Raw genomic sequence first — 21,234 nt, 5'->3', positions numbered from 1 at the left:
TGTGGAGGGATTTTTGTGGATTTACAGCAACTTTATAAAGAGCACGTCGCCAAAATGCGTGCTTACCAAGAAGCGATATCCTTGTTGTACTGGGATTTGCGGACAGGAGCCCCTAAAAAAGGGGTGGACTTGCGGTCCGAGACAATCGGCACGTTGTCGTCCGAGCTTTTCTCTTTATCGACTTCTGATAAATTCGGTGAAATATTAGCTGGTTTAGAGGTGGAGAAAAGTGGATTAGACCCTGTCTTGCAGCGTTCAGTCGAGGAATCGCGGAAAGAATACGATTTGAGCAAGAAAATTCCACCTGCAGCTTACAAGGAATTTGTCGTGCTGCAATCGAAGGCGGAATCTGTCTGGGAAACAGCAAAACAGGATTCCGATTTTGCCATGTTCGAACCGTATTTGGAGAAACTGGTGGCAAAGACGAAAGAAATGATCGGCTATTGGGGCGAGAAAAACGGCAGCGCATACAACACGCTGCTCGACCAATACGAGCCGGGAATGACGACTGAAGTGCTGGATGAAGTTTTCGGTAAACTGCGCCTGCGAATCGGCAATCTTGTCCGAAAAATCGCGGAATCCGACAATAAGCCGGAAACAAATTTTCTGTACAACCATTTCCCAAAAGAAGCACAGCGCGATTTCAGCTTGCAAATTTTGCAGCAATTGGGCTACGATTTTGAAGCGGGACGCCTGGACGAAACGGTCCATCCATTTATGACGAACATCAATCGCCAGGATATCCGCGTGACGACAAAATATGATGAAAACGATTTCCGCTCTGCAGTTTTTGGTACAATCCATGAATGCGGGCATGCAGTCTATGAGCAGAATCTCGGCAGCGAGCTTGCTGCAATGCCGGTTGAAACCGGTGCTTCCATGGGGATCCATGAATCCCAGTCGCTGTTTTTCGAGAATTTCATCGGCCGCAGCGAAAATTTCTGGAACTGCAATTACGCAAAGCTCCAGCAAGCTTCGCCGCAAGGCTTCGGGGATGTGGAAAAATCACAATACCTCCGTGCCATCAATGAAGCAAAGCCATCGCTCATCCGCATTGAAGCGGACGAACTGACATATGCGCTTCATATTATGGTGCGCTACGAACTTGAAAAAGGGCTCTTTAACGGTGACCTTCAAGTGAAAGACTTGCCGGAACTGTGGAACGAGAAATACGAAGAATACTTGGGCATTCGCCCTTCAAACGATGCGGAAGGTATTTTGCAGGACGTCCACTGGGCAGGCGCAAGCTTCGGCTATTTCCCTTCATATGCATTGGGCTATATTTACGCCGCGCAATTCAAAAATGCGATGATGAAAGATCTGCCGAATTTTGATGCTTTGCTTGAAGAAGGCAATGTGGCACCGATTCTCGGATGGCTGACGGATAACGTCCACCAGCACGGCGCAATGAAAAAACCGCTGGAGATCCTGGAAGATGCAACAGGCGAAGGCTTGAATGCCGATTATCTTGCAGACTATCTGGAGAAAAAATACACGAGCCTATATAACTTGATATGATGAAGTGACTGTCGGGAAATTCTCGACAGTCCTTTTTCATTTCGCTCTAGGCGGACGCTTTCCGCGGGCCTGGCTTCAGTCTCCTCGTCGCTAGAAAAAGAACTGCTCCTGCATCGCTGCGCTGCTCCCGCTGGAGTCGCCGCCTTCTGCTTCATTCAAAGGTGTTTCTTAACAGCAAATCATTTCTATTGATTGAAAAGTTCGAAAGATACAGTTTTTGCATTTTCTTTATGAGTACCAGATATGGAGCAAAACAGCGGAGACGCCTGCGGGAAAGCGAGACAGCCGAAACCCCCTCAGCACGCGATAGCGTGCTGAGGAGGCTTGGCGCTCGCCCGCGGCAAGCCTAGCTGTTTTGCGGAATATCGTTTTAACTATATTAAGACATTCAAAAGCGAAGCTTGGACAAAGGAAACCTTTTCCATGCTTTTTATATTTGCTTTAGCAATTGACGGAAAACAATGATTATAATGAAAGAGGAGGCGATCATATGTTGAAATCATTCAGTTTGGAAGGCAAGACCGCAATTGTGACAGGAGCGGGGAAAGGCATCGGCCGTGCAATCGCGATGGCGGTGGCAGAAGCAGGTGCGAATGTTATGCTGGTGGCGCGGACAGAAGCGGATTTGCGCAGCGTGCAAGAAGAGATCGGCAACGGACGGACATCGTTTGTTGCTGCAGACATTACGGACCGGGAACAGATCCGCAACGCCGTCAAGAAAACGGTGGAAAGATTCGGCGGACTGGATATCCTGGTCAATAATGCGGGCATGAACATCCGATCCAAATTAGAAGATGCAAGCGACATGGAATGGCATAAAATTATGGACACTAACGCGCATAGCGTATTCATGTTTTCACAGGAAGCCGCCAAAGAGATGGCTTCAGGGGCATCAATCATCAATATCAGTTCAGTCGGAGGCGACCGCGCTTTGAAAACCGGCGTCGTCTACGCTGCTTCTAAAGCGGCGATTATCCAAATGACACGCGTTATGGCGATGGAATGGGGACCGAAGAATATCCGGGTCAACGCTATTGGCCCTTGGTATTTCCGCACACCGCTGACAGAAAAAATCTTAAGCGATGAAGAGTATTTAAATTCAATACTTGCAGTGACGCCAATGAAACGCGTCGGAGAATTGCCGGAAGTCGCTACGCCTGTTGTCTTTCTGGCATCGGACGCAGCAAGCTACATAACCGGGCAAACATTATTCGTCGACGGCGGTATGTCAATCCACGGTTTTTCCTGAACACTGCGCGGCAAAATCCTTTCCCGGATACAGGAAAGGATTTTTTTCGTTCCCGTTGAAAAAATGTTATGATATTAGCAGTATTGGAAGGTTCATCAAAGAACATTCGGAAGAAGGGAACAGACTTACATGACACAAGACCACAAAAGCGAATTGATTGAAACAGCGAGGCTCCACCAGATCTTCTTGGCTAACGAAGACACGGAGCGTGCGGCGAAAGCGGAGCTTTTTGCCAAAAAAATACTTAAGAACAATTTCATCATCGGATTTGCCGGCCATTTCTCTTCAGGCAAATCATCTATGATCAATGCGCTGACAGGTGAAACGATCTTGCCGTCAAGCCCGATTCCAACAAGCGCTAACATCGTCAACATACATAAAGCAGAAAAAGACTTTGCAATCGTTAACATGAAAAACGAGAAACCGGTCTTTTTCCCAGAGAACTATGATTTTGAAGCCGTCAAGGCATTCTGCAAAAGTGGCGATGTGACGCAAATCGAAATCGGCCACCACGATTCAGTCCTTCCGGAAGGCATCACTGTCATGGATACCCCCGGCGTCGATTCGACAGACGATGCGCATCGTCTGTCGACCGAGTCAGCGCTCCATGTCGCGGATATGGTTTTCTACGTTATGGATTACAACCACGTGCAATCTGAATTGAATTTCAATTTTACAAAGGATTTGCAGAAATACACAGAGCTGTACTTGATCGTCAATCAAATCGACAAGCATCAGTCGAGTGAAATTCCGTTTGCGGATTTTCAACAAACGGTTCATGACTCGTTTGCGGCATGGGGCGTTGTGCCGAAAGGCATTTTCTTTACGTCATTGAAGGATTTTAATTTCCCGGAAAACGATTTTGAAAAAGTGAAAAGCCTGGTTTCTGCAACAATGCAAGACTGGAAAGGCCATGTCGGTGAAGCCACCCATTCCGCGCTGCAGCAATTAAAAGATGAACACCTGCAATTCTTGGAAGGCGAACAGATGGAACGGCTGGCTGCCTTTTCTTCGGTACTGACCGAGGAAGAATGGGAGATGCGCAGCGAGTTGAAGCTGGAAAACGAAAAAGTGGAACGCCGCCTGTCTGTGCTGGACTTTGAAAACTGGAAACTGAAATTCGAGAAAAGCCGCAAAGAGCTGGTGGAGAATGCCAATATCATGCCTTATGAGTTGCGCAACGCGTTGACAAGTTACATGGAATCGGTGCAGCCTGGCTTTAAAGTCGGTTTATTGTTCAGTGCCAAAAAAACGCAGGAAGAGCGAAACGCAAGGCAGCAGGAAGTGGCTGGCCATTTGGACGCGGTCGCGGCTTCACAAATCACAAGCCATTTGAAAAAACTGATGAAAAATTCTTTGAAAGACGCGGGCCTGCTGACTGACAGCGAATCGATTTCCATCGACGAAACAGAATTTCATGTGCCGTTTTCGCTGGTGGATGAAGGGATTCCTAAAAATGGTACTGTTACCGCAGATGCAGTGCTGAATATTGCAAAAAACATTACGACAGCTGTCCAGCGATGGTTCATTAAAGAAACCGATAGCTGGAAAAATGAACAAGAAGACAAATTCAACGGCTTAACAGATGATGCGAGCACAGAAATGGATATGAAAGCGGAAGGGCTTAACCAGAAAATGTTAGCGATTGCTACGCTTGAAGAAATGGACGAGCGTATTGCAAAAGTGAAGCGTGCATTCTCGGCGATGCTGCCGAAACAAAAAGAGGCAGCTGAACAAAAAGTTGCAAAGTGGCAGGAAGAATTCCACATTAACGAAGAAGATATGACGGTATTCACGCCTTCAATGCTCGCACCCGATAAAGTGCGTGAAACGGAAGAGCGTCCCGAGGAAGATATGGCTGTCCAGCAATTCGATGAAATCGCGGTTATCAAGCGCGCTGGCCAGACCTCATCTGTACTTGGCCAAGTCAAAGGTTTTGTGGAAACCGCACAATACCTGAAGCGCAAGGCGGGACGACTTGAAAATCAAGAGTTTACGATCGCTTTGTTCGGCGCCTTCAGTGCAGGGAAATCCTCTTTTTCAAATGCTTTGATGGGCGAGTCGGTGCTGCCGGTTTCGCCGAATCCGACAACTGCCACAATCAACAGGATTCGCCCAGTGACGGCTGAACATCCGCACGAAATGGCTGATGTCCGGCTGAAAACAGTCGCCCAAATGACCGAAGATGTACGAAATTCTTTCCAGGCTTTGGGAATTGCAGTACAAACTTTACAGGATGCGTATAAAAAATCGTCTTCGCTTCCTTCCAGCGATACAACGGAAAAACAAGTCCATCAATCATTTATCAATGCGTTTCGGAACGGCTATACGCAATTTGAAAAAGAACTCGGCAAGACGCTCCGCGTCAACAGGGAAGAGTTTGGCTTGTACGTTGCCAAAGAGGAGCGGAGCTGCTTCGTCGATGAAATCGACTTCTATTTTGATTGTGAATTGACTAGGAACGGCGTCACGCTGGTAGATACGCCGGGAGCAGATTCGATAAATGCCCGCCATACGAATGTAGCATTTGAATACATCCGCAATGCCGATGCGATTTTGTTCATCACGTATTACAACCACGCATTTGCGCGGGCAGACCGGGAATTCCTGATTCAGCTTGGCCGCGTCAAAGATGCTTTTGAGATGGACAAGATGTTCTTTGTCGTTAATGCTATTGATTTGGCAAACAATGAAGAAGAACAGCAAGCCGTCGTTGATTATGTAAGAGATGAATTGCAGCGATTCGGCATCCGATTCCCCCGACTTTATGGCGTTTCAAGCTTGCAAGCCCTGCGCGAGCGCGACAGTTCCGGTATGCCGGAATTCGAAACAGCATTCCAGCATTTCCTGAAAGATGAACTGAAGGGTATGGCAGTGCAGTCTTTGGCTGAAGAAGAACAGAAGGCGGTTGATCGCTTTAAAGGGTTGATCGAACAGACGGAACGGAATCTAATGCGCAAAGATGAGCGTTTATTGGAACTGAAAAAACTGGAACAGCAATTACGGATTTTGTTCAGTGCATCTGCATCAGCCATCCTATCCCGCGAAACGCTGCAGGAACTCGATGAATTGCTTTATTACGTCAACCAGCGTGTGTTTTACCGCTTCAACGACTTTTTTAAAGAAGCGTTCAACCCTTCCGCGTTTTCCGGAAAAAGCTCCCAGCAAGCGCTTGACGGCGCATTGGCAGAAATAACCGAGATGGCGGCATTCGATTTCCAGCAGGAATTGCGCGTCACGAATTTCAGGCTGGCCCAATTTATCGACAAAAAAATTCTTATGCGTTTCAAGGATGATACTGCAAAGCTGAAAGAACTGAATCCGGACTTCTCATTCACGCCGTATGAAGTGGAAGAAGCGCCGGTCGGTGAAGTTTCCAAACCGTTCGAACGGGTGGATTATGGCATCGTTAAGGGGTATTATAAAAACAATAAATCCTTTTTCGAAAAAAATGAAAAAGAGAAGCTTCGCGACGCGCTGCAATCATTGATGCAGCCGGACGCGCAGAAATACTTAGCGAGTGAAAAAGCAAGGCTCGGCGCATGGGCAGAGCATTTGGTCGACCAGGAAGCTGAAGGACTGCGCCAGCATATCCTAAGGCAGGCGGTCGACCAGATTGAATCTGAACGGACCTTGCTCCAGCAACAGAAAATTTTAGACGAATGGAAAAAATCTCTATCCACTTTATCACGCGAAAGGAAGTAATCGAATGAAGGTTTTTATGGATGTCCAAGGCACGGAAAATTATCGCTGGATCGATGCACGCTTTGATCTGAAAGATCCTCAATCCGGCAAAAACATGTACGATAAAGGCCACGTAGAAGGTGCGATTTACTGGGATTTAGAAGAGGATTTGTCCGACATGTCTTCCAATGCCGGCCGCCATCCGATGCCCGGCCAAGTCAAAATCACAGAGTTGATCCATGCCAGCGGACTGGATCCGAAAGACCATGTGGTCGTCTACGACCAAGGCGGCGCGCCATTTGCTGCCCGTGCGTGGTGGCTGCTGAAATTTGCTGGATTTGAAAACGCCTTTATCAGCAGGATGGGATTTGAAGGCTTGCAGAAGCAAGGAGTTAAAGTCTCCACAGAATTGCCGGTTTTCGCGCGAACTGATGGGGCATTGGATTTTAAAGATCCGCTATATGCAGACCAGGATTACGTCAAAAAAATCATCAGCGGCGAAGAGCTTGGGGTTCTTGTGGATGCACGATCTGCGGCACGCTATGCCGGGCTTGAAGAGCCGATTGATCCTGTATCTGGCCGCATTCCGGGCGCGCGAAATTTTGACTGGGAACAATTGGTCGAAAACCGCAAATTCAAGGGAGAAGTTGACTTCTCTGAAGTGCTGCAAAAACACGAACCAGCGGTTATCTATTGCGGAAGCGGCGTTTCAGCTGCCGTTTTGTATGCTAAATTATCTGAACAGGGCCATGATGCCATCAAGCTCTACACCGGCAGTTTTTCAGACTGGATCACCGATGACTCGAATGTGGTGGAATTTGACCGTGAAGAGCATCCAAGAGCAGCCGACGACGAAACAAAGGCCTTGCTTGCACGCCTGATCGATGAAGGATATTCAGGTGAAATGCTGATGAAGAAATTCGAATACGAGAAATCATTGCTAAATGGAAAATAAGCAAAAACCCCGCTTTTTTAAAAGCGGGGTTTTTGCTTATTTTTTTTCTTCTGATTTACTCTCAATTGATTCGGATGTTTCTTTGCGTGTCAGTTGGACAGTGATGATCTGGTGGTTCTCCATTTCGATAACGGTAATCGTATGTCCGGGCAAATCGATCGATTCGCCTTCGTTGATTTCCGTGTTCTTCATCTGGACCCAACCGCCGATGGTATCGACATCTTCGCTGTCATCAAAAGAGATGGCAAATCGGTCTTCCAAATCAGATAGCAGCACGCGGCCGCTTAATAGATAATTATGAGCATCAAGCGCTTTGATTTCATCCGCTTCGTCCTCGTCGAATTCGTCGCGGATCTCGCCGACAATCTCTTCCAGGATATCTTCCATCGTAATGACGCCGGCAGTACCGCCATATTCGTCAATGACAATCGCCATATGCACTTGCTGGCGCTGCATTGTCAACAAAACGTTTTGGATGGGTGAACCTTCTACCACAAAGGGAATGTCATGAACATTGACACTTTCTTTTAAATTATTGTTCATCGAAAATTTGGTGAGCATTTCTTTGATGTTGACAAAGCCGATAATGTCGTCCTTATCGCCATTTTCGGTTACCGGATACCGTGTGTATTGATGTTCACGGACGATTTCCATTAAGTCGTTATGGTCCATTTCAAGCGAAATCGTTTCCATTTGAGTCCGCGGAATCATGACATCTTTGGCCTGGCGTTCATCAAAAGAAAAGATGTTCTGCATATACGACAATTCGGTCTGGTTGATTTCACCGCTTTGATAGCTCTGGTTCATGATGATTTTCAATTCTTCTTCCGAATGTGCTTGTTCATGTCCTGCAGGCTCAACGCCGAATAAGCGCAGCAGCAAGCGGGCGGAACCATTCATCAGCCAGATGGCAGGATTCATGATTTTGCCGAAAATGATCAGCGGACGGGAAAAGAACAGCGCCATTTTTTCGGAATACTGGATGGCCAAAGTTTTAGGCGCAAGTTCGCCCAGTACAACATGCAAAAACGTGATGCCGGTGAAAGCGATGGCAAAGGATAGGACCGATGCCGTTGGTTCGCCGATTCCATAGTTCTCGAACACCGGATGCAGAATGCGTTCCACAGTCGGTTCACCAAGCCACCCAAGCCCGAGGGCAGTGACGGTGATGCCCAATTGGCACGCAGACAAATAATAATCCAGGTGTTCCGAAATTTTCTTAGTCAGCACTGCGTTTTTATTGCCTTCCATAATCAATTGATCGATCCGCGACTGCCTCACCCGAATCATTGAAAACTCCGATCCGACGAATAACGCGGTTAATGCAATTAATATGGCCACCAAAAACAAATTTAAAATAAGTATACTGTCCAATTGTTCCCTCCGGCTAGGAGGGTTCACCTCAGCTTTCTAAAATATGGACTTAATTATAGCATATTTTACCGCTATTTTGTCGCACTGGCAAATTGCCTTAACTTTTGTGCTATTTAGAATCAATGTTGTTGAATACGAGCGTCTTTGGACTTATGATTAAGAGTAGAAAAGGAGTGACATCATGAAAACCTTATGGCATGGAGGCATTATTTATACAATGGCGTCGGAAGGAGAAACCGTTGAAGCGGTGCTCGTATCGGGCGGAAAAATAGAGCAGATGGGTTCTTATACTCAATTGAGGGGCAAGGCGGACGAGGAAATCGATTTGCAGGGGAAAGTCGTTTATCCGGGTTTTGTCGATAGCCATATGCACATGATCGGCCACGGGGAAAAGTTGCTGCGGGTGGATTTATCCAAAATCGAATCGGCTGAAGAAATGAAAACAGAATTGATTCGTTCGACGCAAAACCTTGCGGAAAACGAGTGGTTTATTGGAGAAGGTTGGAATGAAAACAATTTCGCAGACCGGAAAATTTTCCACCGCGACGAATTGGATGAGATTTCTACATCGCCGATGCTGCTGAAGCGTGTATGCCGCCATGCCATCTTAGCAAATTCCAGTGCACTTAAACTGGCAGGCATCACAAAAGATACGCCAGATCCGGAAGGCGGCGTCATCGTCCGTGATAATGACGGCGAACCTACAGGATATTTGTTGGATGCTGCGCAAGACCTCGTTTCAAGCCAAGTGCCGGAAGTGAGCGTAGATTATCTGACGACAGCGTTAAAAACTTCTGTAGAGGATTTGCTGTCGCTCGGCTTGACCGGTGCCCATACGGAAGATATGGGCTATTACGGTGATTACAACCGCCCGTTGCAGGCGTTTAAAAATGTAATCGGCGGGCCCTTAAAATTCCGGGCTCATCTTCTCCGAGCCCATAGCGTATTTGAAAACATGATGGAAACGGCTGACTACAATGAACCATTTATTGATCCTGGCGCGATGAAGATATTTGCGGACGGCTCAATCGGCGGCAAAACGGCATTGCTCAGCAAACCTTATAACGACGATCCAGCAACGAGCGGTGTGGCGATTCACAGCGACGATGAGCTGAAGCGTCTCGTCGGAATGGCGCGCAAACACGGCGAAGCGGTTGCTGTCCACGTGATTGGTGATCTTGGAATGGAAAAAGCGCTTGACGCGATTGAAGCCCATCCTGTCCCAGCAGGAAAAAGGGACAGGTTGATCCATGCCATGGTGGTGCGGGAAGATTTGGTCGAGCGCATGCAAAAACTGGATGTTGCGTTGGACATTCAGCCAAGCTTTGTGACTTCAGATTTCCCATGGGTCGTTGAACGGCTTGGCGTGGAGCGCATCAATTGGGCATATGCCTGGAAGAGCCTGCTCGACAAGGGGCTGATTTCAGCTGGCGGGTCGGATGCACCAATCGAAGAAGTCGATCCGCTGCTCGGCATTTACGCAGCGGTGGCGAGAAGAAAGCCCTATGAAACACATGAGGGCTATATGCCGCACGAAAAGCTTAGCCGCTTCGAAGCGATTCAGTTGTATACAAGCGGCAGCGCAGCAGCAATCTGCAAAGAACACGAACGCGGACGGATCCTGAAAGGGTTTGACGCAGACTTTACAGTGCTGGACCGGGATCTGTTTGCAGGAGAACCGGAACAAATCGTTGAAGCGAAAGTAGAAATGACAATTGTTGCGGGTGAAGTGATGTATACGAAGCAAGCAGAAGCTAAACAAAAGGAAAGGATGGTTTGATGGCAGCGACACCATCAGCGATTCTCGACAGTTTGGCGGCAGCCGAAAAATCAGGTGTAGATATGGCGAGCCCGAAAGCGGTTGTGGATTTTATGCTTGCACAAGGAGAACGCCAATCGATCTTGTATTTCTATAAGCCGAATAGTGTCGAATTCGATTTTGACAAATTTAAAGGCATTGTAAAAGAAATGCAAACGCGTAAGGAACAATAAAGGTTTCTAATATCAATGAAATAGCGATGTAAAAGAATAAGGGCAGTCCGCGAAAGTCATTTTAAGACTTTCGCGGACTGCCCTTTGTGCGTGCGGAGTTTTATTTGCCGCCCAGTATATTGAACAAGCCTCCGGCGATGCTGCCTTCACCTTGCGAGCTGCCGGCAGGATTTTGGGGTGCAGCGGCAAAAACGCGGCTCGCCAATCGGCTGAAAGGCATTGATTGGATCCAAACACTGCCAGGTCCGCGCAGCGTAGCAAAAAACAAGCCTTCACCGCCAAACAAAGCGGTCTTAATCCCTGCGACCCGTTCAATGTTGTAATCCACATCAGCCGTCATGGCGACAAGGCAGCCTGTATCGACCCTTAGCACTTCGCCTTTTTGGAGGTTTTTCCGGATCAGCGTTCCGCCGGCATGGACAAAAGCTAAGCCGTCGCCTTCGATTTTTTGCATAATAAAGCCTTCGCCGCCAAAAAAGCCGGCTCCGAGTTTTTGCTGCAATTCAATGCCGATGGAAACGCCTTTGGCTGCTGCTAAAAATGAATCTTTTTGGCAAATGATCTTGCCGCCGAGCATGCTCAAGTCCATGGCGATAATTTTGCCAGGATAAGGAGCGGCAAAAGAAACATGGCGTTTGCCCGTTCCATTGTTCGTGAACGCAGTCATGAACAAGCTTTCACCGGTCAGTACACGTTTGCCGGCACCCATCAACTTGCCCATGAGGCCAGAGCCGCCTGAACTCTTAGAACCGTCGCCGAAAATGGTCTCCATCGTGATGCCGTCTTCCATCATCATTAACGCGCCAGCTTCCGCAATCACCGTCTCAGCAGGATCAAGTTCCACTTCGACAAACTGCATGTCGTCACCGTGTAATTTGAAATCGATTTCGTGGTTATTCAATTTGCTTCCTCCTCAAGATTTCTTTTTCCATAATTGTTATACGGTCTTTATAAGCTAAAGGTTTCGCCAAATATCATTAAACTCCTGCAATGAAACTGTCTTTCGAGAGGGGTACTTCCGATTGCTTGCGAAATATGCTAAAATTTAGACAAACCGTTCAGGGATGGGGAAAAGTTATGGAAATGGCGTTATCATTATTAATTATCGCGGTGGCGATTTTTGCAGGTTATTCATTGAAAAAGTTTTACGACAAGCCTTATATCGTGAATTTCGCTTTGGCGACAATGCTGCTGCTGATTGTTCTTCGTACGGTGCTGTTGCAGCCAATCACTTCGCTCGGGTGGGTAGCGATCATTATTTGTACCGTAGCATTCGTGTTCCAGGCAGTTCTCGGAATAAAGAGCTTAAAAGCAAAGCCACACGTACAGGCATAGAAAAGACGGCCCTTTCTGTAAGTAGAAAGGGCCGTCTTTTGGATTATAGTTGGCTTAGGGCATCTTCAATCAAGGTGTCGCCCGAGATGATTTCGAAGGTTTTATTGAACACATGGACATTGTCGAGTGAATGAAAAAGGACCCTTGCAACATCTTCGCGCGGTATCGGACCGGATTCCAGGCTTTCCCTCGCCTCGATGAGTCCCGTTCCTGGATTATTCGTCAAGAGCCCCGGCCGGATGATTGTGTAGTTCAAACCGCTAGCGCGGAGAATGTTATCTGCGTGGTGTTTAGCGACATAATAGGGGGCAATTTCGTCTCCCCAAGATTCGCGTTTGTCGGCATGGATCGCGCTGACCATTAAAAAGCGGTCAGTTCCGGTTTGTTCTGCGGCTTCAATCGATTTGGCCGCGCCGTCCAAGTCGATCAGCAGCGTCTGGTCTGCACCGGTATCACCTCCGCTGCCTGCAGCAAAAACGGCAGCATCGCAGCCGTCCATGGCTTGGGCGATATCATCGACGCTGTCTTCGAGCGACGCTAATACTGTTTGGACTCCAAGGCTATTGAAAAAGCTGATTTGGTGCTGCCTTCGGATCATTGCTATTGGCGTATGAGCGGTGCTGTCAGCAAGCAATTTGACCAGATGCCTGCCAATTTGACCGTTCGCTCCTATCACTAATATCTTCATCTGCTTACAAACCTCCTCGCTGAATATCTTTTAACTGATATACCCTTCATGGCGGGGTGTAAGCGAGCGATTTTTAGGGTTTTCAAAATAATAAAAAAATTTCTGCACAATCTGCGGCACTTTAGTATAATATAACTAATCTACTTTTTTTCAATTATAGTTTTAGGAGGAATTTGATGGAACCCCGCCGCATAAGGAAAACAGGGAAAATAACGAACGAACTCCATTCATCAGGGCTTTCGTTAGGTGTGTCACAAATGGATGTAAAAAAGCTTGATCGAAAGCCAAGTGTAATCTGGGACTTCTTAACCCAATCGTTTTTATTTTTGCTGGGAGGACTAATCCTCTGCGCACTGCTTTATGGACTCATTTATTTTACATAACGGAAGATAAGGGAGGAGCCGTAAAATGATCATTTACCCAACATTATCCAAGCAGTCGATTGGAGTGACGGCGCCATCATCCGGTGTTGCTCCAGAAATTCATGATACGCTGAAACAATCAATCAAGCGCCAAGAACAACGAGGCTTCCAAGTCACAGTCGGCGAAACTGCTTGGACGCAGGCATTGGCCAAGTCGGCTCCGGCAGAGACTAGAGCCGCCGAATTAATGGGAATGTTGACCGACCCTTCAATAGATATCGTCATGCCGCCATGGGGAGGGGAATTATTGATTGAAATTCTGGAATTCATGGATTTTCAAAAAATCCCCCCAAAATGGATTGTCGGCTATTCGGACATCAGCTTATTGCTATTGGCGATTACGTTAAAGACGGGTAATGCAACTGCCCATGGCTTGAATTTCGTGGACTTGAGAGGACCAGAAATGGATGCCGTAAGCGCGAAATGGCTCGAGGTGCTTCAAACAAAACCAGGAGAAAGCGTCGAGCAGGTTGCTTCCCAAAAATTTCAGTTGAGCTGGGACCATGAAAATCCATCGCCTGTCGTTTTTCATCTGACCGAAGAAACACAGTGGAAAACAGTGTCTGGTGAAACGGAACATATGGAAGGCCGATTGCTGGGAGGCTGCATCGATGTGATCCGCCATCTTATTGGCACGCCATACGGTGATGTCGAAGCTTTCCGTCAGCAGCACATTCCCGGAGAGCCGGTCGTCTGGTACCTGGAGAATTGCGAAATGAATATCGCTGACATGAAACGATCGTTAACGCAAATGAAATATGCGGGCTGGTTCTACGGCATATCTGGTATTGTTTTCGGAAGAAGCCCAGCAAACGAGCCGGTAAATGGTTATACAGCCGAAAAAATGTACGCGGATCTTTCAGAAGAATTGGGAGTGCCGATCATCTATGATATCGATTGCGGCCACGTGCCGCCGCAGCTTACATTTATTAATGGCGCACACGCGCTAATCGAAGCGGGCGGCGGAACTGGAAAAATGCTATTGCAATTCACATGAAAAGGGGCGACGGCCATGGAAATCCGGAAATTGACTGTTGCAGATGCGAGGGACTACAGGAATCTTCGCCTAGAGGCATTGGCAAACGACGGAGATGCATTCGGAGCCTCGCTGGAAGATGCGCAAAATGCTCCGCTGTCAAAAACAGCTGACCGGCTGGCTGGCGCCAATGCGATAACGTTCGGCGCTTTTCTAGAAGGCAAACTGGCAGGCAATGTCACGCTGTCGCGGGACACAGGAACAAAGCTGCTGCACCGGGCATCGGTCTACGCCGTTTACGTGACACCGTCCGCAAGAGGGAAAGGCATCGCGCATCGATTGATGCAGGAACTGATCGAAGCCGCTTACGCCATTGAAGAAATCGAACAATTGTATTTGGCGGTGTCCTGTGGAAATACAGCCGCTTTGAAGCTCTATGAAAATTTAGGTTTTAAAAAATACGGAATTGATGTGCGGGCGATGAAAATTGGCGACCGCTATATCGATGAAGAGCTGATGATTAAATTCCTATGAAAAAAGCGCCCAAACGGCGCTTTTATTCATTGCTGAGCCTATATAATTTGTCATCGCCTTCAATCGGTGTTCCGCGTCCGTCCGTATTATTGGAGATGAAATAAATATCCTCCCCGTCAGAATAGACATCGCGTACCCGTCCAAAGCCTTCAATGGAGTCAGTTACTTCGCCAGTTTCCAGATCCATAACCTTTACAGCAGTGCCGCGGAGTGCAGCGATGTAGAGCTGCCCATCTTGAATGGCCAATCCGCTCGGCGCCCACGTATCATTAGAACCGGTTGTAAAATAAGGGGAAACCAGGCCATCCTTGGTTTCTTCGCCTTCGATGAGCGGCCAGCCGTAGTTATCGCCTTCATTGATAATGTTAATTTCATCATTTGCTGATTGGCCGTGTTCAGATGCGTACATGTCAGCGCCGTTCCAGGCAATGCCTTGAGGATTTCGGTGGCCGCTGGAATAAATCAAAAATTCATCGTTGTCATTCAATTTAAGAATCTTGCCATTGACTGATCCCATATCCTGGGCGAGGTCAGGTTCAGAAGCATCCCCGACCGTTGCATAAAGGGCGCCGTCTTCATCAATTTCCAGTCTGCCGCCATGGTGGACATTCCCAGTAGGGATGCCTTCAATCAAGACATCGGTTTCTTGCCAAGCGTCGCCATTGAGCTGGAAGCGGGCAACTTTATTGAAAGACCGGCCATCCCGATCATAAACATAATAGCCGTAAGCTTGGCGGCTTTCTTCAAAATCATTCGCCAGAACAAAACCGAGAAAGCCAGCTTCAGCGGCATCCGACAACGGATCGGAGAAATTTACTTGCTGGTGCGCCACAACACCTTCCGCATCCACATGGGCGACAGTACCTGGGCGTTCCGAGATATAAAATTCATCATTGATTTTATTGATGGACCATGGGGAATCCAAACCTTGTGCAATCGCCTCAGTAGGAGCAGTCGCTTTCTCGGGATTAGCAGGAGCGTCATTGCATGCAGCAAGAAATGCAACGGATAGAAAAGGCAAAACTAATTTCCTCATAACAAAAACCTCCTTTTTTCCATCATAAGGGAAGAGAGTTTGAAAAGGTACTGATATGGAAAAAAGGGAATAATTGGCAGATAAACGACAAAAAACCGTCATTTCGACGGTTTTTTCCTGTTTTGCATAATTTCCGCAATCACAAGGCCGATTGTCACGGCCAATAAGATATTGATGATCTGTGGATTAAGGTATTGGTCGCGGAAAATGAATGTGACAGTCAGTACATAAAATGCAGCTTGTGTAACTTTCGCGTAAAGCGGTACGCCATCTTTCGGATAACGCACCCTGACAAGCTGAAACATCAAAAACGATAACAGCAGAACCAAGAAATGCGGCCAGTACAGATTATCAACAATATTATTGACCACTAAGTAAATTACGATAGGTACAATGTAAAATAAAACCGAATGCAATAGAATCACCTTTTCAAGCTATTTTTTCGGGTTGCGCTGCTGGCGCGCGGAAAGCGCCAAGTACAGATTATAAATCGAAAATACGATCGCAAGTGAGATTATGATGATGGAAATTACCGGGTACACAGAAACTCCGCGCTCCATAATTTCAATGATGCGGGTATAAAGAATCCAAGGTCCGATTACTAAAATGAAAATATCGAGTACAATTCCAATTTTTGATCTCATAATTTTCCCCCATTTAATTCAACTGTTTCAAGTTTACCAGACTTTCTAGAAAGCGTCTGCCAAAAACTAGTGCTATATGAAGTTAACTTTATAATGAGGGATGGAGTCTGATATAGAGCAAAACAGCTCCGAAGAGATTGACCCAAGAATTGGGAATACCTTTGCGACGAAGCATGCTGAGCTGCAATGCACTTTCATGTCTCGAAGCTAGCGCAGTGATACAGAGACAGAGACAGATACTGAAGGTTTTCTTAGCAATGAGACGAGTGGGTTTTTTAGGCTCATTGTGAGCCCTGCCCAAAACGACCGTAGCTAATTTCAATGTCATACATTTTGGTTCGACTTATATCAGGAGCCTTCACCTATGAGAGCGCAGCTCGATCCTTGCAAGATCATCGGCAGCACGGTTTTGGGAATCGGGAATCCATTTGATAAAACAATAATCAAAATGCGTCGCCAGTTCCAGCGCTTGTTCGAGGAGCGGTTTGAACTTCGCGTTTTTCGTAAATTCGCGTTCAAATGCATCAACTGTAACTTGGGAATCGGATTTGATGGACACCATCCCGGAAGTCAACTCTTTCGCCATTTCCAATCCGATGATCAAAGCAGCAAACTCCGCTGTATGGTTGTCCATTTCTCCGAGATATCGGCTTTTTTTGAGAAGCTGCCCTTCGCCTCTGATAAAAATCCCGGCGGCACTAACTTTCGGGTCGCCGGCAGTCGCGGCATCTACAAAAACTTCCAGCATAATTACACCTGCTTTTCGTCAATTGGTTGGATCGCTTTCGCCATATAGCCGAACGGTGTAGCGAGTACAGTCACGATGAATTTTAGGATATACGTCGAAATGAATATTTGCAGCCAAATATCGAATGGGAAAACGCCATAAAACGCAATGCTTGTGAAAATGAGCGTATCAATCAATTGGCTGATTAGCGTGGAACCGTTGTTGCGGATCCAAAATTGGCTGTCTTTTGGAAACACTTTGCGGATTGCTGAAAAGATGATGACATCTATATGCTGGCTGGCGAGATAGGCAATCATGCTGCCAAGCGCGATTTGCGGGACCAAGCCGAAGATAGTGTGCAGCGAGCCGTCCGCGATATCGCTTTCCGCTGGTATGAATTTCAACCCGAACTGCATTACAATAACCATGATAAGCAGAGAAGCAAAGCCGAGCCACACTGCTTTGCGGGCGTCTTTTTTGCCGTATTTTTCATTCAATATGTCGGTTGCCAAGAAAGTGGAAGCATATAGGCTATTGCCGAGCGTCGCGGTCAGCGCTAAAATCTCGATGGTCTTTGTCACTTGGATATTAGCCAGAACCGTGGAAATGGCCACCCACGCGAACAAACCGGTTTTACCGAAAACCTTATACATGATGAGCATAAGGATGAAATTGATCAGGGCGAAGCCCAATCCTAAAAATTCGTTATACAATGATGGTCCTCCTTAGTTTTGTTGAGGCGGGAGTTTTCGAACCACCGCAAAAAGTGAAATTATCCTTTGCTAGTATAACTATTGTTGCATTAAATGACAAATCAGTAGTAAAATAAACGAACGGCAATTTAGAGGGGTGACAGCTTGAACAAGCTTTCAATTATTAACGAGATTGACGGCATGATGGAAACCTATTGCGAAGGGTGTTTCGTACGCAAGCAAATCCGTAAAGAGCAAGGCAAAACCGCCGCTCATCGTTTTTGCATCAGCAATTGTTCCGTCGGCTCTCAACTGCAATTTTTAGGGAATGAATTAAACAAAGTTGGCACTGGCCATAAATGATCGACCGGCAAAGCCGGCGGCGGAATTATCCGCCGCCGGCTTTGATGCGGGTAGAGCTTAGGAATAGATCATAGTAAAGGGGACTTGCGCAAGAGCACAAAAAAAGAGACCAGGTGGAATTCCGCAGGTCTCTAAAGCAAAAAGCTATTATGTTTAATTGGTGATCTCGACCACATTTGCTGCCTGCGGACCACGATTGCCGTCAATAATTTCAAAAGACACGGGTTTGCCTTCTTCGAGTGTCCTGAATCCGTCACCTTGGATGCCAGTAAAGTGGACGAAGACGTCATCACCATTATTGTGTTCAATAAACCCATAACCTTTTTCTGAGTTGAACCATTTAACTTTGCCCTGGTGCATGCGCGTTCCCCCTATTATTGAGTCTTGCCGTGGCACCATTAAAAATCCTTTTAATGGATGGCTATACTATACATTAAGCATGCCAAATCGTCAATGCGCCGGGAAAAGAAAAGCGAACAGTAATGAATACCGTTTATAATAGAAGAAAAGGGGCTAAAATTAGATGCAGAACGTAATCAGCGAGTGTGAACAAGCGGCACGAAAAATATACGATTTATTCGACGCCAGCCATGACTGGCAGCATATCGAACGGGTAAGGAAAAATGCAGAAGCTATACTGGAGCAAGAAACTGCGGACGAGTTCCTGATTGACATAGCAGTGCTGTTGCATGATGTTTCTGACCCGAAATATACGCGCGATGGGGAAGATCCGGAAACAGAGATTTTGGATAATCTGCGTCTTACGGATAATCAGAAGCGAAGTATAAAAGACATAATCCGGTCGGTTTCCTTTAAAGGCGGAAACGGCATACCAACCTCAACCATTGAAGCGGAAATCGTCCAGGACGCTGACCGTTTAGATGCCATAGGGGCCATCGGCATTGCGCGTACATTCGCATACGGTGGCGCAAAAGGCCGCAAACTATACGATTGGGAAGAAAAACCGCGCAGTGAAATGACCGAGGAGGAGTATCGTTCGGCTCCGACGAGCAGCGCAACTCATTTTTACGAGAAGCTGCTATTATTGAAAAATAGTATGAATACTGCTGGTGGGAAGCAGATTGCTGAAGAACGCCATCAATTTATGCTATCCTTTTTAGAGCAACTAAAAAAAGAAACGGATGGGAATAAATGAGCCACTTAAATATTACGAACTTAACGAAGACAGTTGGAGCGAAAACGCTCTTCAAAAATGTTGAATTTTCATTGTATCCAGGTGAACGCGCTGGCTTGATCGGCGTCAACGGCACCGGAAAGTCGACATTGATGTCTATCCTCTCAGGTGACATGGAATCAGACTCTATCGTCATGGACCACCCGAAAAAATACCGCATCACTTATTTGATGCAGGAACCGGAATTTGACGAATCGTTGACTGTGCTTGAAACCGTGTTCTCAGGCGATTCGCCGATTCTGGCTTTAAACCGTTCATACGAACAGGCATTGAAAAACATGATGGCAGATTCCAGTTCGACTCAATTGCAGGATGAATTGATGAAAATCCAGGAAGGCATGGAGCAGGACAATGCTTGGGATATTAATGCTATGGCGAAAACAGCATTGTCCAAACTGGGAATCGACATGTATGATCAGCAAATCAGTGAACTGTCAGGCGGCCAGCGCAAGCGTGTTGCTTTGGCGAAAGCGTTGATCGAACCAGCTGACTTGATCTTGCTGGATGAACCGACCAACCATCTTGACGCCATCTCCACGGAATGGCTGCAAGAGACTTTGCTGCGCATGAACAGCGCTATGTTGTTCGTTACGCATGACCGCTATTTCCTAGATGCCGTCTCAACGCATATTTTCGAACTTGCTGACCAAACGCTTTATACGCATAAAGGGAATTACGGCGACTATTTAGAGAATAAGGCTATCCGCGACGAAATGGCTGCTTCTTCGCAGCAAAAATTGGAAAACCGTTTCCGGTCCGAGTTGAAATGGATCCGCCGCGGCGCGAAAGCCCGTTCAACGAAGCAAAAAGCGCGCATTCAGCGGTTTGAAGAGATACAGGACAGCGTCCAAAAAGAAAACGACAACACGTCGCTTGAACTATCCATGCAAAGCCAGCGCCTTGGCAAGAAAATCATCGAGGGCGAAAATGTGGGCATGTCATTCGGTGACAAAGTCATTTTTCGGAATTTCAATTTCCTTATGCAGGGCGGAGATCGGATCGGCATTGTTGGTCCTAATGGCGCTGGTAAATCGACATTGATGAAAATCCTTGCGGGTGAATACCAACCGACGGAAGGAAAATTGGAATACGGCAGCACCGTTAAGATTGCCCATTTCACACAGCATCTTCCTGAGATGGACGAGTCTCAGCGGATGATTGAGTATATCCAGGAAATTTCAAGTGATTACGAGGCGGCTAAAGGCGTTCGTCTTTCCGCCACACAAATGCTTGAGAGATTCTTGTTCCCTTCGAATGGCCACGGCACGCAGATCGGTAAATTGTCAGGCGGCGAGCGCAAGCGGCTTTATCTGCTGAAACTGTTAATGGAACAACCAAACATTTTGCTGCTCGATGAGCCGACCAACGATCTGGACATCCAGACGCTTTCAGTATTGGAAGATTTTCTTGAAAATTTCCCAGGACTCGTTATCACGATTTCCCATGACCGCTTTTTCTTAGATCGGATTGCAAGCAAATTATGGACGACCGGCTCAGGAGAGATTTTGGAATACCAAGGTTTGTATTCCGATTTCATAAAAGAGAAAACAGCTCCGATGGAAACGGCGGCGGCACAGCCGGCTGTAGAACAACCGGAAACCCCTAAGGCTCCGGTGGAGAAAAAGAAAATGACTTACAAAGAGCAGATTGAATACAAAAAGATTCTTGAAAATATTTCAGGAGTGGAAGCGAAAATTGAAGAGCAGGAAGGAAAGATGGCTGCGGCCGGCTCTGATTTTGAAAAACTGGACAAACTAACTCAGGAAATCGATGCATTGACCGAGCAATACGATCAGTTAATCGAACGCTGGACATACCTTCAGGAACTTGCGGAGGCATAAATCCTAAAA

21 protein-coding genes are annotated in these 21,234 nt (G+C 46.8%); 12 read left to right on the top strand and 9 right to left on the bottom strand.

The features are described from left to right. The first annotated feature begins 15 nt into the window (after window positions 1–15). The 4 genes from AC4EHB_RS03315 to AC4EHB_RS03300 all read left to right on the top strand — a co-directional run bounded on the left by AC4EHB_RS03315 (window position 16) and on the right by AC4EHB_RS03300 (window position 7,406). Entirely contained in the window at window positions 16–1,518 is a 1,503-nt protein-coding gene (locus AC4EHB_RS03315; RefSeq protein ID WP_490974176.1) for a carboxypeptidase M32, read from the top strand. 490 nt (window positions 1,519–2,008) lie between these two features. Then, window positions 2,009–2,767: an SDR family NAD(P)-dependent oxidoreductase gene (locus AC4EHB_RS03310; RefSeq protein WP_490980660.1), complete on the top strand. Its 759-nt coding sequence runs from the start codon at window positions 2,009–2,011 to the stop codon at window positions 2,765–2,767. Window positions 2,768–2,896: 129 nt separating this feature from the next. Further along, window positions 2,897–6,472 carry a dynamin family protein gene (locus tag AC4EHB_RS03305; RefSeq protein WP_490980659.1) on the top strand — a complete coding sequence of 1,192 codons (3,576 nt, stop codon included), beginning with the start codon at window positions 2,897–2,899 and terminating at the stop codon, window positions 6,470–6,472. Window positions 6,473–6,476: 4 nt separating this feature from the next. Then, a complete protein-coding gene (locus AC4EHB_RS03300; RefSeq protein WP_490980658.1) occupies window positions 6,477–7,406 on the top strand; it encodes a sulfurtransferase in 930 nt (309 codons plus the stop codon). A 36-nt stretch (window positions 7,407–7,442) separates the two neighbouring features. Here the strand turns inward: AC4EHB_RS03300 and AC4EHB_RS03295 are convergent, their stop codons facing one another. Continuing rightward, window positions 7,443–8,780, bottom strand: coding sequence for a hemolysin family protein (locus AC4EHB_RS03295; RefSeq protein WP_490980657.1), 1,338 nt, complete (start codon window positions 8,778–8,780; stop codon window positions 7,443–7,445). A gap of 181 nt (window positions 8,781–8,961) precedes the next feature. Between AC4EHB_RS03295 and AC4EHB_RS03290 the strand changes: the two genes are divergently transcribed. After that, complete coding sequence (locus tag AC4EHB_RS03290) at window positions 8,962–10,560, top strand: amidohydrolase (RefSeq protein ID WP_490980656.1); 1,599 nt, start codon at window positions 8,962–8,964, stop codon at window positions 10,558–10,560. Then, on the top strand, window positions 10,560–10,772 hold the full coding sequence (locus tag AC4EHB_RS03285; protein WP_490980655.1) for a hypothetical protein: 213 nt from the start codon (window positions 10,560–10,562) through the stop codon (window positions 10,770–10,772). The genes AC4EHB_RS03290 and AC4EHB_RS03285 overlap by 1 nt, the downstream gene beginning before the upstream one ends. Before the next feature lie 100 nt (window positions 10,773–10,872). Here the strand turns inward: AC4EHB_RS03285 and AC4EHB_RS03280 are convergent, their stop codons facing one another. Next, complete coding sequence (locus tag AC4EHB_RS03280) at window positions 10,873–11,673, bottom strand: TIGR00266 family protein (protein ID WP_490980654.1); 801 nt, start codon at window positions 11,671–11,673, stop codon at window positions 10,873–10,875. Between the two features lie 176 nt (window positions 11,674–11,849). On the opposite strand from AC4EHB_RS03280, the gene AC4EHB_RS03275 reads away from it, so the two are divergent. Then, a complete protein-coding gene (locus AC4EHB_RS03275) occupies window positions 11,850–12,107 on the top strand; it encodes a hypothetical protein (RefSeq protein WP_490980653.1) in 258 nt (85 codons plus the stop codon). 43 nt (window positions 12,108–12,150) lie between these two features. On the opposite strand, the gene AC4EHB_RS03270 is transcribed toward AC4EHB_RS03275, so the two are convergent. Further along, entirely contained in the window at window positions 12,151–12,795 is a 645-nt protein-coding gene (locus AC4EHB_RS03270) for an SDR family oxidoreductase (RefSeq protein WP_490974167.1), read from the bottom strand. Between the two features lie 408 nt (window positions 12,796–13,203). Between AC4EHB_RS03270 and AC4EHB_RS03265 the strand changes: the two genes are divergently transcribed. Continuing rightward, window positions 13,204–14,214: a S66 family peptidase gene (locus AC4EHB_RS03265; protein ID WP_490980652.1), complete on the top strand. Its 1,011-nt coding sequence runs from the start codon at window positions 13,204–13,206 to the stop codon at window positions 14,212–14,214. Between the two features lie 15 nt (window positions 14,215–14,229). Beyond that, window positions 14,230–14,727, top strand: a complete 498-nt coding sequence (locus tag AC4EHB_RS03260) for a GNAT family N-acetyltransferase (protein ID WP_490980651.1) — start codon at window positions 14,230–14,232, stop codon at window positions 14,725–14,727. Window positions 14,728–14,749: 22 nt separating this feature from the next. Here AC4EHB_RS03260 and AC4EHB_RS03255 read toward each other — a convergent pair whose 3' ends face one another. The 5 genes from AC4EHB_RS03255 to AC4EHB_RS03235 all read right to left on the bottom strand — a co-directional run bounded on the left by AC4EHB_RS03255 (window position 14,750) and on the right by AC4EHB_RS03235 (window position 17,847). After that, window positions 14,750–15,763, bottom strand: a complete 1,014-nt coding sequence (locus tag AC4EHB_RS03255; RefSeq protein WP_490980650.1) for a PQQ-dependent sugar dehydrogenase — start codon at window positions 15,761–15,763, stop codon at window positions 14,750–14,752. Window positions 15,764–15,861: 98 nt separating this feature from the next. Then, a complete protein-coding gene (locus AC4EHB_RS03250) occupies window positions 15,862–16,179 on the bottom strand; it encodes a hypothetical protein (protein ID WP_490974163.1) in 318 nt (105 codons plus the stop codon). A gap of 18 nt (window positions 16,180–16,197) precedes the next feature. After that, window positions 16,198–16,407, bottom strand: coding sequence for a hypothetical protein (locus AC4EHB_RS03245; protein ID WP_490974162.1), 210 nt, complete (start codon window positions 16,405–16,407; stop codon window positions 16,198–16,200). Window positions 16,408–16,765: 358 nt separating this feature from the next. Continuing rightward, a complete protein-coding gene (locus tag AC4EHB_RS03240; RefSeq protein WP_490974161.1) occupies window positions 16,766–17,155 on the bottom strand; it encodes a ribonuclease HI family protein in 390 nt (129 codons plus the stop codon). Between the two features lie 2 nt (window positions 17,156–17,157). Beyond that, window positions 17,158–17,847, bottom strand: coding sequence for a queuosine precursor transporter (locus AC4EHB_RS03235; protein ID WP_490980649.1), 690 nt, complete (start codon window positions 17,845–17,847; stop codon window positions 17,158–17,160). A 144-nt stretch (window positions 17,848–17,991) separates the two neighbouring features. Here AC4EHB_RS03235 and AC4EHB_RS03230 point away from each other — a divergent pair, with 144 nt between their 5' ends. Further along, window positions 17,992–18,189 (top strand): zinc-finger domain-containing protein, encoded by a 198-nt coding sequence (locus AC4EHB_RS03230; RefSeq protein WP_490974159.1) that lies wholly within the window; start codon window positions 17,992–17,994, stop codon window positions 18,187–18,189. Window positions 18,190–18,342: 153 nt separating this feature from the next. Here the strand turns inward: AC4EHB_RS03230 and AC4EHB_RS03225 are convergent, their stop codons facing one another. After that, the gene (locus AC4EHB_RS03225) at window positions 18,343–18,549 is read right to left on the bottom strand and encodes a cold-shock protein (protein WP_490974158.1); all 207 of its coding nucleotides are present in this window, start codon (window positions 18,547–18,549) and stop codon (window positions 18,343–18,345) included. A 163-nt stretch (window positions 18,550–18,712) separates the two neighbouring features. Here AC4EHB_RS03225 and AC4EHB_RS03220 point away from each other — a divergent pair, with 163 nt between their 5' ends. Together AC4EHB_RS03220 and AC4EHB_RS03215 are read left to right on the top strand one after the other, a co-directional pair. Then, window positions 18,713–19,345 (top strand): HD domain-containing protein, encoded by a 633-nt coding sequence (locus AC4EHB_RS03220; protein WP_490980648.1) that lies wholly within the window; start codon window positions 18,713–18,715, stop codon window positions 19,343–19,345. After that, window positions 19,342–21,225 carry an ABC-F family ATP-binding cassette domain-containing protein gene (locus tag AC4EHB_RS03215; protein WP_490980647.1) on the top strand — a complete coding sequence of 628 codons (1,884 nt, stop codon included), beginning with the start codon at window positions 19,342–19,344 and terminating at the stop codon, window positions 21,223–21,225. The genes AC4EHB_RS03220 and AC4EHB_RS03215 overlap by 4 nt, the downstream gene beginning before the upstream one ends. Window positions 21,226–21,234 lie beyond the last annotated feature (9 nt).

The organism is Planococcus sp. TJ-302, from assembly GCF_058268455.1.
This window is presented reverse-complemented; position numbering and strand designations above follow the sequence as displayed.